This window comes from Herminiimonas aquatilis (genome assembly GCF_042665175.1).
GTDB lineage: Bacteria > Pseudomonadota > Gammaproteobacteria > Burkholderiales > Burkholderiaceae_D > Oxalicibacterium > Oxalicibacterium aquatilis.
Genome location: NZ_JBHTCC010000001.1, coordinates 1,293,805 through 1,307,549, shown reverse-complemented (window position 1 = coordinate 1,307,549; position 13,745 = coordinate 1,293,805). Strand labels below are relative to the sequence as shown.

Below are 13,745 nucleotides of genomic sequence, written 5' to 3'. Positions count from 1 at the left end.
TTGAATGAACAGGCAGTGCAGCAATATCTGCACGATCACATTCCGCTATCCAAAGCGATGCAGGTAGAAGTGGTGAGTGTCAAGACTGACGAAGTTGTTCTGAGCGCACCGCTCGCGCCGAATATCAATCACAAGGAAACCGTGTTTGGTGGCAGTGCATCTGCCGTCGCGATTCTGGCAGCATGGTCTTTACTGCATACAAAACTGAAAAGCGCCGCCATCAATAGTCAGCTGGTTATTCAAAGCAACACGATGAACTATCTATTGCCGATCAACGGTACGTTCACTGCGCGCTCGTTTATTGAAAATGACGCCGATTGGTCGCGCTTTATCCGTACTTTGGTGCGCAAAGGTCGAGCGCGTATTTCAGTCACTGCAGTGCTGGAACATGAAGGGCAGCAGGTCGGGCGGCTGCAGGGTGAGTTTGTCGCACTTGCAACCGAGGCGCAGTAAGCATGTCGCGGTAATGACTGTGCTTTGCAACTTTAGCCAAACGTGGCCTGGATCAATCATGCCATTTCGATTTTGCGCTATAGTGCTGCAAACGCAGAATGCAGTGCTGAATCACTCCGCTCATCACTCGCTTAATACCGCCTTATGCGGGGCTGCACACCAAAGGCTCGATATGTAAGGCCGCTGGTTTCATGCATTTTTATTTAACACTCCAATTCAGACAATCATCATGAGCGACGACAACTTCAAAGCCAAAGATATATCTCGTAAACCACCGGCACCGCCGGATCCGAATCAAAAATTTTGGGATATGGCGGATACCTTCATTCAGCTGGCGAACGAAAATTCCAAAGGCGCAGCAGCGGGTCAGGTATGTGCTTCGATGATGTACGCGAGCGCCCGTTTCGGCGCGTTCGTGGCGTCAGGCGATGCGCCTTCGGAAGCCACATTCAAGGATCAGATTGAGGGTGCGGTTGCTTACTTCCGTACTGAATATGAAAAGATGCTGCGTGAAAACTTCCGCGACTATGCAGAAAATTTCAAAAGCTATCATCCTGAAAAGGGCTGATCAGTTTTTGATAATGTGAGCGTGATGCTTGCACCATAAAAAAACCTCGCGGCTGCAATTGCAGTTGCGAGGTTTTTTTATGCGTATTGATGCTCAGGCCAGTGTGGCCCGGCGCTCTACCAGTTGCGGATCAAGCCGATTTCGACAATTGATGAAAATGTTCCACTGCAGGCGGGCCAGCGAAGAATGGGCCGACGATGCCGCGCCATTCCTGAAACGCCGGCGATTCGCGGAAATCGACAGTATGATTTTCCAGTGTTTCCCAGTAAATCTGAACTACATAGCGCTCGGGCGTCTCTATACATTTGTTGATGACGTGTCCCTTGTAGCCTTTTGCTTTGGCGATGACTTGTTCCAGTCCGCGCTGCACGGCGGCGTCAAATTCGGTTTGCTTGTCGGGCTGGATGCGGATATCAACGAGTTCGAGAATCATGAGCGGTTCCTGTAGAGATGAATGGATGCGGAATTATGACATTTTGGCCCGCCCGCCGCATCCGATTCCGTTGTCGCAGCTTGTTGCGCCATGCACGAACTTGTTTCGCGGTACTTTACATACATGGCTGTTCAGTTGCCGACTATGTGCGTAACCTGTCTGCTTTGAATGGCAGGCCGACTGCACAGTCCGCGACACGGCGGATATGCGCTTTCAACCTGGATGAACACTTGCGGCGAAAAATGGAGATGGTATGCGAAAAATTTTTATGGCAACGCTATTGATGACAAGCGCCCTTGCAATGCCCGGGCATGCAGAGGAGATCGGCGAAGTCAGCACGGTCTTCCGTTTTCTGGGCAAGAACGATCGCATCGTGATTGAAGCCTATGACGATCCAAAAGTGAAAGGCGTATCCTGCTTTGTGTCGCGCGCACGTACCGGCGGCATCAGCGGTACTGTCGGCCTGGCAGAAGATACGGCGGATGCGTCTATCGCCTGTCGCCAGGTGGGCGATGTACTGCAGTTCACCGTCAAATTGCCACAGCAGGAAGATGTGTTTTCGGAGCGACAATCAATCTTGTTCAAACGGCTGCATATAGTGCGTGTGGTTGATCCGGTGCGCAACACGCTGGTGTATCTGACGTATTCCGACAGATTGATTGAAGGTAGCCCGAAGAATGGTGTGACGGCCGTGCCGGTACCGCGCAATAATCCTATTCCATTGAAATAATACATTCACCTCTATCGGCGCCTCCATGTCTGTTCCATCCAAATCCAATTCGTATTACATACAGATTGCTTCATATCTGCTGGCAGGCATGGCACTGTTTCTGGTCTTGCATCAGGGCTTGCTGGCGGCGCTGTTTTCCGGCTTGCTGGTGTATTCGCTGGTGCAATTGCTGGCTCCCAAGCTGGGCAGAAATCTGGTGGGCCGCAGGGCACAGGTATTGGCGGTAGCCTTGTTGAGCATTCTGATTGTGACTTTTCTGGTGGTGGCGATCTGGGGTTGCATTCGTTTTTTGCAAAGCGATGCCGGCAGAATTTCAGTGTTACTGCAAAAAATGGCAGATATTCTGGAGGCCTCGCGCGGCCAGATACCGGCATGGCTGGCCGCTTACATTCCGGTTGATGCGCAGGCGTTGAGCGACATGATGACCAACTGGTTGCGCACGCATGCACTGGAAGCACGCTCGATGGGCAGTGAAGCAGGCCGCACGATTGCGCATATCCTGATCGGCATGATCATCGGTGCGATGTCCGCACTATATGACACGACAAGAACCCGCAGTTATCAGCCGCTGGCTGCCGCCCTGCATCTACGCGTGGTGGCCCTGCATGCCGCGTTTCGCGACGTCGTATTTGCGCAAGTACGGATTGCTGCCATCAATGCAGTATTGACGGGCATTTACCTGATCGTGATTCTGCCGCTCGCCGGCATTGAGCTGCCTTTGCGCAAAACCATGGTTCTGGTGACCTTTTTCGTCGGCTTGCTGCCGGTGATAGGCAATCTGATTTCAAACACGATAATCGTGGTAATCGGCTTGTCGCATTCATTGCACACGGCACTCGGCTCTTTGTTATTCCTGATCACGATACACAAGCTGGAATACTTCCTGAACGCGAAAATCATCGGGCACCACATCAATGCCCGCACCTGGGAATTATTGACTGCAATGCTGGTGATGGAATCGATCTTCGGCATACCGGGTGTGATTGCCGCGCCGGTGTTCTATGCCTACGTCAAGAAGGAACTGATGGATAAGGGGATGGTTTAGCGCAGCCGGATTCCGCAGTCGGCTTCTACAGACTCCGTTTACAGCCGTTTCATCGACGGTTGAATTCTTCGGCTGAATCAGTCGCTTAGTCGGCCGATTCCACCATTTTTGCTTGCAGCCACGTCGCCGCACCCAGACCGGCGCTGCGACCGCTGGCAAAACAGGCCGTGAGCAGGTAGCCACCGGTTGGCGCTTCCCAGTCCAGCATTTCGCCGGCGCAGAATACGCCCGGCATGTTTTGCGCCATCAGGTGTTCGTCCAGCGCTTCAAACATGACGCCGCCTGCACTGCTGATCGCTTCATCTATCGGGCGTGTCGCATGCAGTGTGAGCGGCAAAGCCTTGATGGCATGCGCCAGTTTCCGGGGATCGGCATAATCTTCCTTGCTCGCGCATTCACGCAGCAAGCCAGCCTTCACTCCGGTAATCCCGACCTTACTTTGCAAATGGCTGGCCATCGAGCGCGAGCCACGTCCGGAAGCAACCTCGGCCAATACGCGTTCTAATGTTTTGCCCGGTGCCAGATCAAGGTGCAATATGACATTGCCGTACTTTGCAATGTGTTCGCGTAGCGGAGCCGATAGTGCATAAATCAAACCGCCTTCAATCCCGGTCGCCGTGACCATGCATTCACCCTGGCGTTTGGTTTCGCTGCCATCGATCGCGATACAACTCGCGATCACCGACTTGATTGGCTGTCCGGCAAAACGCTGCCTGAAATGTTCACTCCACGCGATATCGAAACCGCAGTTGGCAGGCTTCAAAGGCGCAGCATCTATTCCCTGTTGTACCAACAGCGGCAGCCATGCACCATCGGAACCCAGTCGTGCCCAGCTCGCTCCGCCCAATGCGAGCACGACGGCATCGGCGTGAAGGGCGATTTCACCTTCTGGCGTGGCAAAGCGCAGATGACGCGCTTCATCCCAACCCAGCCAGCGATGGCGCATGTGAAACGCGACACCGGCATCGCGCAGGCGTTTGAGCCATGCACGCAACAGAGGGGCTGCTTTCATATCCGTTGGAAATACGCGACCTGAAGAGCCGACGAAGGTGGGAATGCCCAAATGGTGTACCCATGCGCGCAGGGTTTCGGGGCCGAAGCCTTGCAGCATCGGCGTGATCTGCGCTTCGCGTGTACCGTAGCGGGAGAAAAATGCCGCACTCTCTTCAGTATGCGTCAGGTTCATCCCGCCTTTGCCGGCCAGCAAAAACTTGCGCCCTACCGATGGCATCGCATCGTACAAATCCACGGCAATACCTTGAGCAATCAATGCTTCCGCCGCCATTAATCCGGCTGGGCCGCCGCCAATGACGGCGACTCTATGCTGTGATTTTTTTTCGGAAGGCATGCAAGTATGAAGTGGGTGAGGGCTGATGGAGTGCCGGTGGTTCAGTTGCGGATGGACGAGCGGGACGAGCTCGGATCCCGCTACAAGTTACCGGCGTCGAACCAAGGCGCCATTTTTGACCAAGGCAGAAATTTGTACAAGCGATTAAATAGTGCATGCTGCCGGCGCACAGCGTATCGGCGATAATGTTTTGCCATGCAAATCATCCTTTCGACACCATACCTATCATGACGATTACACGCTGCAGCTGGGCCAATCCGGACAATCCGCTTTATCTTAAATATCACGATGAAGAATGGGGCGTGCCTTGCCACGATGAAACACGTTTATTTGAGATGTTGAATCTGGAAGGCGCGCAAGCTGGCCTGAGCTGGTCAACCATCCTCAACAAGCGCGAGAACTATCGCATCGCCTTCGATCAATGGGATGCAGAAAAAATTGCGCGTTACGACGCCCGCAAAGTTGCCGAACTGCTGGCCAATGCCGGCATCGTGCGCAACCGCCTGAAAGTTGCCGCGACCGTCAACAATGCGCAGGTCTATCTGCGGCTGCGTGAAGAAGTTGGTGGCCTGGATCCGTTTTTATGGGCATATGTGGATGGCAAACCACTTTTGAACAAGCGCAAGAGCATCAGTGAAACGCCAGCCAAGACGCCTTTGTCGGACCAGTTATCAAAAGACCTTGCCAAACGCGGCTTCAAGTTTGTCGGCTCGACCATCATCTACGCTTACATGCAAGCGATTGGCATGGTGAACGATCATGCAAAAGATTGTTTCTGCTATAAGGCACCCTAGACACAAGCCTGTCGATGGAGTGTCAGGCGTCCGGGCAAAAAAAAGCCCGCTACGGGAGCGGGCTAAATCTATATCAAAGGAGGAGACATAGAGGAGACAACCGAAGTATAGGGTGGCACCCATGACCAAGGCCAATTCTCTTTTCTGATATCCGATATTCGATTTGTGAATATCATTTGCTGTTAGGTTGGCGCGCTTCGCGATTTTGTTATTGCAGCAATATTCGGTAATATTTGCGGGCAAAATCAAGCGGGCAAAAAAAAGCCCGCGCAAGAAGGCGGGCTAAATCTATATCAAAGGAGGAGACATAGAGGAGACAACTGAATTATAGGGAGTGTTGCCTGGTCGCACCAATTTCAATTTCCAATATCAGATATTCCATTTGTGAATATGTGTGGCTTTACTTGCTGCTCTATAAACAAAAATCCTCATTTTCCCTCCATCGCTGTTTCAGTCGATTCAACATTCCTGTAGCTCCTGCCAGATATTGCATTCTTTGCTAAGATTTGATTGCGCGTCGTTAACCTCGATTGCCGACAAGCAAACATGTGTTTTCATGGCACATAATTTCACTCCAGGACGTGGGGACGACCCTACTGCTCCATCTTCAATCGGGGACGGCCTCGGCAATGTGAGGAAACCAAATATGCCTTGGCTCATTCTTGTGGTTGCAGGTTTGTTTGAAGTTGTATGGGCCATCGGGCTCAAATACACCGATGGCTTTACAAAGTTGTGGCCGACTGTCGGCACGGTGACGGCGATGGTGATCAGTATCTTGTTGCTGGGGTTTGCGATGAAAACGCTCCCGGTGGGGACGGCTTATGCCGTGTGGACCGGAATAGGCGCGGTGGGTACCGTTACTCTGGGGATGATATTGCTGGGTGAGCCGGCGACTGTGGCGCGCATTATCTGCATTCTGTTGATTGTCAGTGGAATTGTCGGATTGAAGATATTCAGCCCTGGCTAATTGCCAGATTTAAGTGCGGGACATCAGCGTTAAAAAAGGCGGGGGACCGTGAAGTCACCCGCCTTTTTATTTCATCAGTCCTTTTTGCCGGTCTTTGCCTTGTCTTTTTTCTTGCGCGGCTTTCTTGCTGGCGGTGCCAGCATCGTGTGACGGCAAGTTTCGGCACCGCAGCGGCATTCATAGGCTTTTTTCAAAGCCTTGGTCTGGCGATCTTCCACCACCAGACCGTAATCGTAGTTCAGTTCTTCCCCGCGCTTGATGTCGCGGATTGCATAGATGTTGACGCGTTTCTTTTCTTCGCGTGCTTCGCAGTTTGGCTCACATGCGTGATTGATCCAGCGTGCATCGCTGCCATCGACGCCGCCGTCGATCATCTTGCCGCTTTCCAGGCTGAAGAAAAACGTGTGATAAGGATTTTCCGGGTCCAGGCCGTGTCGCTTGGCTGCCTGCTTGTCACTGATCCGCTCCCCTTCGTACTCAATCAGGAAAGTGTCCGCAGGGATGTTGCGCGTGGCGAAGACGCCGCGTCCGTGTATCGGGGAATTTCTGACTATAAAAGGTAGCTTGTCCGAGGATGGAGCGGCTTTTTTCTTGCTCAATGAGGTCATGTTCAATTCAGTGAAAAATGAGGACGCGGAAAGATTCAGGTTCAACTGTCGCTGGCAAGCGGCATTCCAATTGCCAAGCGCACCATTGTCTATCAAACCCGGTGCAAGAACAATTACCACGCCGCCTTTTTATCCGCGCTGAGGCAGGCTTTCATTGCGTGCCACCCGCCATCCCACAAGTGTTGAGGCAATATCCAGGCGCAGCATCATCGCTGGCGCAGCGGAATATCGATTTGCCGAATGGAAAATGCATGCAAACCAGATGGACTGATGTGCATGCATCGTGTGTTGAAACGCATATCGAAAACAGGCCGAACGATCAGCCCGTTGTTTGTTACGCGTGCAGTTTAAAACTCTTCCCAGTCGTCACCGCTCTTGTCTGCTGTCACAGGCTTTTGCGGACTCTCTGTGGTCAGACGTTTTTGCGCTGGCGCAGCGATGGCTGCTTTTGCCTTGGGCTTGGTTTGCGACAGGGTTGATGCGGCACGCTTGGCGATCGGCGCTGGCGGCGCGCTATGGCCGCTCAGGCGGAAGATGCTGACCGCACGCGACAATTCGACTGCCTGATCCTGCATGCTTTGCGCCGCCGCTGCTGCCTGCTCTACCAATGCAGCATTTTGCTGTGTCATTTCATCCATCTGGCTAATGGCCTGATTCACCTGCTCTATGCCGTCGCTTTGTTCCTGGCTGGCAGACGTGATCTCGCTCATGATGTCGGCTACATGTTTGACCGAATTGACGATTTCTTCCATCGTGCTGCCTGCCTGATCAACCAGCTTGCTGCCGACATCGACTTTGCTTACTGAATCGTCGATCAAAGCCTTGATTTCTTTGGCGGCGCTGGCACTGCGTTGCGCCAGATTGCGGACTTCGCTTGCCACCACCGCAAAGCCACGACCCTGTTCGCCCGCGCGCGCGGCCTCTACCGCGGCATTCAACGCGAGGATATTGGTCTGGAAAGCAATGCTGTCTATGACGCCAATGATGTCGACAATTTTGCGTGAACTGTCCTTGATGGAGCCCATGGTCGTGACGACCTGGCTCACCACGCTGCCGCCTTTGACTGCCACTTCGGAGGCTGACACAACCAGTTGATTTGCCTGGCGCGCGTTATCGGCGTTCTGGCGCACCGTCGAAGTCAATTCTTCCATCGAACTGGCGGTTTCTTCCAGCGAGCCGGCTTGCGATTCGGTACGGCTGGACAGATCGGCATTGCCGGAGGCGATTTCGCCGGAAGCGACCGTAATGGTTTCTGTGCCGTGACGCACAGTGGCGACGGTATTGGACAGACTCTCGTTCATTTCCTTGAGTGCCTGCAACAGTTGACCGGTCTCATTGGTCGAATCCACATGTATTTGCTGGGTCAAATCGCCGCCCGCAACGCTCTTCGCAATCTTTACTGCTTCGGCCAGCGGACGTGCGATCAGACGGATCAGCCAGAACGCCATGAAGCCCGCCAGAAGCACGCCGAAGATGATCGCAGCAATCGAAACATTGCGCACCATGACAAAGCGTTGTTGCGAATCTTCAAATTCTTTTTCCGCTACGCGTAATTGAATATCGATGAGTGCTGATGCGCCAGCTCTTACCGGGACGATCAATTCTTCCATCGGGCCGTTGACGATTTCGGTCACACGCAACACATTGCCGCCGCGTGAAGCTGCAATGGCTGGCTTTAATGCCTTGTCGACGAATATCGCACGATCCTGCGCGAATTTATCGGAAAGTATTTTCTCATCTGGCGTGGCTGCCGTTGCTGCATACGCAGCGAATGCAGCATCAATGACTTTCGAGCGTTTTTCAATCGCATCCATTTTAGGGATCACTTGACCCGGATCGCCGTAAACCGAGGTGACCAGATCCAGTTGATTGATCGTAAGCATGGTGATGACGGTATCTAACTGTCCGAGCGAAACAGTGCGGTCTTCATACACTGTTTTCAAGGCTTTGTTGGTGGTGTCCAGTGAAGTCAAGCCGAGTACGCCGATCGCGACCAGCAGGATGGAAAGTATGCCCATGACGAACAAGAGCAACGATTTGATGGTTATATTTTTTAGCATGTCAGTCTCTAAACAAACAGATGAGTGTCAATGCAATCAAGGATGTGTAACCTTGATTGTTTTGCGGGTGCCGTCCTTGTGATCCAGGGGTGTGCTCAAGCGAGGCTTGGATCAGCCAAACCCATTTCGGCGCTGGACATCAACTTGTCGATGTCGATCAAGATCAGCATGCGTTCGCCTATCGTCCCCAGGCCGACCAGATAATCGGATGCCATCGCACTGTTCATGTCTGGCGCGGGCCTGATTTCTTCGGGCGTCAGGGTGATCACGTCCGACACACTATCGACTACCATGCCGACGACGCGGCCGGCGACATTCAGAATCACGACGACGGTGAATTGATCGTAGGTCGGTGACCCGAGGCTGAACTTGATACGCATGTCGACGATAGGCACGATGATGCCGCGCAGATTGACGACGCCTTTGACAAACTCCGGTGTGTTGGCGATGCGTGTGACGGTATCGTAACCGCGCAACTCCTGAACTTTTTGAATCGAGATGCCGTACTCTTCTTTGCCCAGCGTGAAAGATAAAAATTCCAGTGGGCCGTTTGTTGCATTGACAGATGGTGCGCTGCTCGCGATTGCGTTCATGTGCACTCCTTTCCCAGTCTCTGTGATGCGTTCTAAGAACGTCTGTTTTATTTGAGTGGATCTACACCGGCAAACCAGTACAGGACTAGGTTGCCGTCATTTACCATAAACAATTAGTTTCCGAGAGTCAATGCAACGCAGGCTAATTGCCGCATATAAAAACGCCGGCGTTGCGCAGACGATAAAGCAGTGTTGTCTCAGGAGAAACCCCGGTCTATTTCAGTGCAAATTTCACTGAAAAAAGCGCGGTCGCAAGAAAGTGTTAAATATTGTCACGCCTCGCGGGTCAGTGCAGGCGGCCGGATTTTGTAGCTCAGCATCTGCGTGCGGCCTTTCACTCTATTGAATAAAAACGACTGGAGTAAAATAGCGCGCTGCCGACCGCATCCACCCTGGCGGCAGATGATTTTTACAAGATTGGCTAGACACAAGCATGCTGCGACTCACTGACGTTCAACTCCCTTTAGACCATAGCGAAGAAGACCTGCTGGCCGCGATCATTGCGCGCCTCGGCATCAAGGCCGACGATCTGATCGCGCACACGGTATTTCGTCGCGGTTACGATGCGCGCAAGAAGAATGCGATCGTGATGGTCTATACGCTCGACGTCGAGATCCGCGATCAGGACAAACACGCGAAGCGCCTGCAAGGCAATCGTCACGTCACGATTGCCCCTGACACCAGCTACCATTTTGTTGCGCAGGCGCCGGCCGATCTGACGATGCGTCCGGTCGTGATCGGTTTCGGTCCCTGCGGGATTTTCGCGGCACTGATACTCGCGCAAATGGGCTTTCGCCCTATCATTCTGGAGCGCGGCAAGGAGGTGCGTGAACGCACCAAGGATACCTTCGGGCTGTGGCGCAAACGTGAATTGAATCCGGAATCGAATGTGCAATTCGGTGAAGGCGGTGCCGGGACTTTTTCCGACGGCAAGTTGTGGAGCCAGGTTAAAGATCCCAAGCATTATGGCCGCAAGGTATTGATGGAATTCGTCAAGGCCGATGCGCCGCCGGAAATCATGTACGTCAGCAAGCCGCATATCGGCACCTTCCGTCTGGTGAAAATGGTCGAGCTGATGCGTGAAGAAATCGTCAGGCTGGGTGGCGAATTCCGTTTCGAGAGCAAGGTCGATGACATCGAAATTGAAGACGGCAAAGTGTGTGGCCTCAAGTTGGCCGATGGTTCGCATATCGCCACCGATCACGTCGTGCTGGCGATCGGCCACAGCGCGCGCGATACCTTCAAGATGCTGCATGCACGCGGCATTTATCTGGAGCCTAAACCGTTTTCCATCGGCTTTCGCATCGAGCATCCGCAGTCATTGATCGACGCCTGCCGTCTGGGGCCGAATGCCGGCCATCCGGTGCTGGGCGCCGCCGATTACAAGCTCGTTTATCACGCCAGCAATGGCCGTTCGGTTTACAGTTTTTGCATGTGTCCGGGCGGCACGGTAGTTGCCGCTGCATCGGAACCGGGGCGCGTCGTCACCAATGGCATGAGCCAGTATTCGCGCAACGAACGCAATGCCAATGCCGGTATCGTGGTCGGCATCACGCCGGCCGATTATCCTGGCGATCCCTTGGCCGGCATGGAATTCCAGCGTCAATGGGAAGAGCGCGCGTTTGAACTGGGCGGCGGCAACTACGATGCGCCCGGCCAGCTGGTGGGCGACTTCATCGCCGATAGACCTTCGACTGAATTTGGCTCTGTGCTTCCATCGTACAAACCGGGCGTGAAGCTGGGCGATTTGAATACCTCATTGCCGAGCTATGTGATCGCCGCGATACGCGAAGCCTTGCCGGCGTTTGAAAAACAGATCAAGGGTTTTTCGATGAATGATGCCGTGTTGACTGGCGTGGAAACCCGCACGTCCTCGCCTATCAGCATCAAGCGCAATGACGACGATCTGCAAAGCATCAACACGCGCGGCTTGTTCCCGGCTGGCGAAGGCGCGGGTTATGCGGGCGGTATCATGTCGGCTGCGATAGATGGCATACGCGTAGCGGAAGCGCTGGCGCTCAGCATGCTGGAAGGCGTCAAGCGCGGCACCACCAGGTAAGGTGCTGCCATCAATAAAAAACGCCGCTTGATAGCGGCGTTTTTTATTGCACACATGAATGTCGAAACTGCCGATCTACAACCAGCCAGATTTTCTGAATCGATAGTAAAGATAGCCGCACACACTGGATACCATCAAGACGGAAATTGGATAACCGTACTTCCATTCCAGCTCCGGCATGAACTTGAAGTTCATTCCCCATAAACCGAAGAAGGCTGTGGCTACCGCAAATATTGCAGCCCATGCGGCCAGGCGTTTATTCACTTCGCTTTCTTCAATCGTCACCATAGACAGGTTGACCTGGATCGCGGTGGCGATGGTTTCGCGGAAGGCATCGGCCAGCGCATTGATCCGATACAGATGATCGCCAATGTCACGGAAATAATCGCGTGTGCTTTCGCACAGGTTGGGCACGCGGCCGCCATACAGTTTGCCGACGGCTTCCATCAGTGGTGCCACCACATGCTTGAGCATCACCACTTCGCGCTTGAGCTCGTACAGCCGTTCGATGTTGGCGCGCTGCGAACCCTTGTTGAAAATCTTTGCCTCGATCAATTCCAGTTCGCTTTCCAGTGCTTCGACCACTGGGAAGTAGCGATCGACGACTGCATCCATCAAGGCATACAGAACGAAGGCTGAACCTTTGCGCAATTGTTCAGGCTCTTGCTCGCAGCGGGCACGCACGCCGAGGAAGCCTTGCGCGCTGCGGTTGCGCACAGACAAAATATAGTTGGGACCGACGAAGATATCGAGCTCGCCGATATGCACGGTGCCTTCGACCATTTCAGCCGTTTTGACGACGGCAAACAGCGAGTCCCCGTACTCTTCCACTTTCGGGCGTTGATGGCCGTTGCGTGCATCTTCGACCGCCAGCTCATGCAGATTGAATTCCTGCTGCATCTGTTCGAGTTCGGCCGGCTCTGCATCCTTCAGCGCAACCCAGACAAAGCAGCCGGGACGCTGCAGGTAATCGCTGATTTCCTCGATCGGGATATCGGATAGTTTAGTGCCGTCTTGATAAGCGACGCAGTTGATAAGCATGGACAACAATCTCCGGAATGGGTGCGACTTTGATTAGTCGTCGATGCGCGAGTGTACACGCGCTGGCTGCCTGTTCGTCAAGCATTCCGTCAAGCATTTGGCACAGTACAGTGCGCGCAAAACCTGAAGGACATGTTTGACTAACGTTGCCGCCAGCCGACGGTTGACGGCGCTCAAGGTTTGTCGGCAGCTTGCATGCATTTTGTTTTTGCCGCGTTGATTTTTGCCAGATTGCGGCTTTCTGCGGCGGCGACAGATTTGCTGCTGCCCGCGCAGCGCCGGTAATTTTTCACATAGTCATCGAAAACGCCCTGCGCCTGGGCGGCTGGCAACGCGGCCAGCTTTTTAGCCAATAGGCGACTGATCTGAAAATGCTGATAGTCGATAGGCGCATCCCAATCGCCGCCCCAGATCAGGAAACCGTGATTGGCGAAGATATCCACCACCTCTTCGGCCATTCCTTTGCGGGCGGATTTGCCGGGCCGCAGCGCCAGCCGATTGGCGTAAGTGATACCCGCCGGGGGTAAATAGATCGCTTTGCCGGCCTCTTCAAATTGCACGAATGGATTCTGTACCGGATTGATATCGATGGCTGCGCCATACGCATGCAGCGACGGCGCGCTGCCATTGGTCACCGCGCGGTCGTTGAAGGCGGAGGTATTGTTGGCGCGCATCGCAGCCAGATCGTCGCCGCGAAAATGCTGCATCAATTGCGCACCGGCGAGCGCGAATTTTCTTTGCAATAGCGTCGCGAATATCGCTTGCACATGATCGGCCAGCGCCGCCATCACCATCACGGCGCCGTCATCATGTACCTTGCCATCAAATCCCAGATAGGAAAAATGCACGATGCGCAGTTGCGCGCAGCTGACTGGCGCGCTTTTATGCAATACGTCCATCTCGCGCAGTGTCTGGCACATGGCCGCATCGACTTCGCTTATCCACGATGCCGGGTGCGTGGTCTCTGCATGACTTGTCATTACAGCAAATATCAGCAGGCAAGATCCGGTGATGCGGAGTGACAGGGACGTGAATAAAGATGGCAT

General features: G+C 53.7%; 14 protein-coding genes. 7 read left to right on the top strand and 7 right to left on the bottom strand.

Translation table 11 applies throughout. The annotated features are described in order from the left end of the window. Window positions 1–453 (top strand): thioesterase domain-containing protein, encoded by a 453-nt coding sequence (locus tag ACFQO0_RS06005; RefSeq protein WP_382233105.1) that lies wholly within the window; start codon window positions 1–3, stop codon window positions 451–453. Between the two features lie 229 nt (window positions 454–682). Then, a complete protein-coding gene (locus ACFQO0_RS06000; RefSeq protein ID WP_382233104.1) occupies window positions 683–1,021 on the top strand; it encodes a DUF3144 domain-containing protein in 339 nt (112 codons plus the stop codon). Between the two features lie 130 nt (window positions 1,022–1,151). On the opposite strand, the gene ACFQO0_RS05995 is transcribed toward ACFQO0_RS06000, so the two are convergent. Next, complete coding sequence (locus tag ACFQO0_RS05995) at window positions 1,152–1,454, bottom strand: antibiotic biosynthesis monooxygenase family protein (RefSeq protein ID WP_382233103.1); 303 nt, start codon at window positions 1,452–1,454, stop codon at window positions 1,152–1,154. Between the two features lie 253 nt (window positions 1,455–1,707). Between ACFQO0_RS05995 and ACFQO0_RS05990 the strand changes: the two genes are divergently transcribed. Both ACFQO0_RS05990 and ACFQO0_RS05985 read left to right on the top strand, forming a co-directional pair. Then, window positions 1,708–2,184 (top strand): CreA family protein, encoded by a 477-nt coding sequence (locus ACFQO0_RS05990; protein WP_382233102.1) that lies wholly within the window; start codon window positions 1,708–1,710, stop codon window positions 2,182–2,184. Window positions 2,185–2,209: 25 nt separating this feature from the next. After that, window positions 2,210–3,229: an AI-2E family transporter gene (locus tag ACFQO0_RS05985; RefSeq protein WP_382233101.1), complete on the top strand. Its 1,020-nt coding sequence runs from the start codon at window positions 2,210–2,212 to the stop codon at window positions 3,227–3,229. An 85-nt stretch (window positions 3,230–3,314) separates the two neighbouring features. Here ACFQO0_RS05985 and ACFQO0_RS05980 read toward each other — a convergent pair whose 3' ends face one another. Beyond that, window positions 3,315–4,577 carry a TIGR03862 family flavoprotein gene (locus tag ACFQO0_RS05980; protein WP_382233100.1) on the bottom strand — a complete coding sequence of 421 codons (1,263 nt, stop codon included), beginning with the start codon at window positions 4,575–4,577 and terminating at the stop codon, window positions 3,315–3,317. A gap of 227 nt (window positions 4,578–4,804) precedes the next feature. On the opposite strand from ACFQO0_RS05980, the gene ACFQO0_RS05975 reads away from it, so the two are divergent. Then, window positions 4,805–5,371, top strand: coding sequence for a DNA-3-methyladenine glycosylase I (locus ACFQO0_RS05975; RefSeq protein WP_382233099.1), 567 nt, complete (start codon window positions 4,805–4,807; stop codon window positions 5,369–5,371). 646 nt (window positions 5,372–6,017) lie between these two features. Next, window positions 6,018–6,338: a quaternary ammonium compound efflux SMR transporter SugE gene (gene sugE, locus ACFQO0_RS05970; protein WP_382233098.1), complete on the top strand. Its 321-nt coding sequence runs from the start codon at window positions 6,018–6,020 to the stop codon at window positions 6,336–6,338. Window positions 6,339–6,412: 74 nt separating this feature from the next. Here the strand turns inward: sugE and ACFQO0_RS05965 are convergent, their stop codons facing one another. The 3 genes from ACFQO0_RS05965 to ACFQO0_RS05955 all read right to left on the bottom strand — a co-directional run bounded on the left by ACFQO0_RS05965 (window position 6,413) and on the right by ACFQO0_RS05955 (window position 9,599). Then, window positions 6,413–6,946, bottom strand: a complete 534-nt coding sequence (locus ACFQO0_RS05965; protein WP_382233097.1) for an SET domain-containing protein — start codon at window positions 6,944–6,946, stop codon at window positions 6,413–6,415. A gap of 347 nt (window positions 6,947–7,293) precedes the next feature. Further along, window positions 7,294–9,006 (bottom strand): methyl-accepting chemotaxis protein, encoded by a 1,713-nt coding sequence (locus ACFQO0_RS05960; protein WP_382233096.1) that lies wholly within the window; start codon window positions 9,004–9,006, stop codon window positions 7,294–7,296. 95 nt (window positions 9,007–9,101) lie between these two features. Then, a complete protein-coding gene (locus tag ACFQO0_RS05955; protein ID WP_382233095.1) occupies window positions 9,102–9,599 on the bottom strand; it encodes a chemotaxis protein CheW in 498 nt (165 codons plus the stop codon). 433 nt (window positions 9,600–10,032) lie between these two features. Here ACFQO0_RS05955 and ACFQO0_RS05950 point away from each other — a divergent pair, with 433 nt between their 5' ends. After that, window positions 10,033–11,658: an NAD(P)/FAD-dependent oxidoreductase gene (locus ACFQO0_RS05950; RefSeq protein ID WP_382233094.1), complete on the top strand. Its 1,626-nt coding sequence runs from the start codon at window positions 10,033–10,035 to the stop codon at window positions 11,656–11,658. A 75-nt stretch (window positions 11,659–11,733) separates the two neighbouring features. Here the strand turns inward: ACFQO0_RS05950 and corA are convergent, their stop codons facing one another. Next, window positions 11,734–12,699 (bottom strand): magnesium/cobalt transporter CorA, encoded by a 966-nt coding sequence (corA, locus tag ACFQO0_RS05945; protein WP_382233093.1) that lies wholly within the window; start codon window positions 12,697–12,699, stop codon window positions 11,734–11,736. Window positions 12,700–12,872: 173 nt separating this feature from the next. Next, window positions 12,873–13,745 carry a M15 family metallopeptidase gene (locus tag ACFQO0_RS05940; RefSeq protein WP_382233092.1) on the bottom strand — a complete coding sequence of 291 codons (873 nt, stop codon included), beginning with the start codon at window positions 13,743–13,745 and terminating at the stop codon, window positions 12,873–12,875.

Bases quoted from the DNA above. Each gene is read 5' to 3' on its own strand.
- ACFQO0_RS06000 (WP_382233104.1), top strand. From the start codon at position 683: ATGAGCGACGACAACTTCAAAGCCAAAGATATATCTCGTAAACCACCG.
- ACFQO0_RS05980 (WP_382233100.1), bottom strand. From the start codon at position 4,577: ATGCCTTCCGAAAAAAAATCACAGCATAGAGTCGCCGTCATTGGCGGC.
- sugE (WP_382233098.1), top strand. From the start codon at position 6,018: ATGCCTTGGCTCATTCTTGTGGTTGCAGGTTTGTTTGAAGTTGTATGG.
- ACFQO0_RS05995 (WP_382233103.1), bottom strand. From the start codon at position 1,454: ATGATTCTCGAACTCGTTGATATCCGCATCCAGCCCGACAAGCAAACC.
- ACFQO0_RS05975 (WP_382233099.1), top strand. From the start codon at position 4,805: ATGACGATTACACGCTGCAGCTGGGCCAATCCGGACAATCCGCTTTAT.
- corA (WP_382233093.1), bottom strand. From the start codon at position 12,699: ATGCTTATCAACTGCGTCGCTTATCAAGACGGCACTAAACTATCCGAT.
- ACFQO0_RS05955 (WP_382233095.1), bottom strand. From the start codon at position 9,599: ATGAACGCAATCGCGAGCAGCGCACCATCTGTCAATGCAACAAACGGC.
- ACFQO0_RS05985 (WP_382233101.1), top strand. From the start codon at position 2,210: ATGTCTGTTCCATCCAAATCCAATTCGTATTACATACAGATTGCTTCA.
- ACFQO0_RS05960 (WP_382233096.1), bottom strand. From the start codon at position 9,006: ATGCTAAAAAATATAACCATCAAATCGTTGCTCTTGTTCGTCATGGGC.
- ACFQO0_RS05940 (WP_382233092.1), bottom strand. From the start codon at position 13,745: ATGCCATCTTTATTCACGTCCCTGTCACTCCGCATCACCGGATCTTGC.
- ACFQO0_RS05965 (WP_382233097.1), bottom strand. From the start codon at position 6,946: ATGACCTCATTGAGCAAGAAAAAAGCCGCTCCATCCTCGGACAAGCTA.
- ACFQO0_RS05990 (WP_382233102.1), top strand. From the start codon at position 1,708: ATGCGAAAAATTTTTATGGCAACGCTATTGATGACAAGCGCCCTTGCA.
- ACFQO0_RS05950 (WP_382233094.1), top strand. From the start codon at position 10,033: ATGCTGCGACTCACTGACGTTCAACTCCCTTTAGACCATAGCGAAGAA.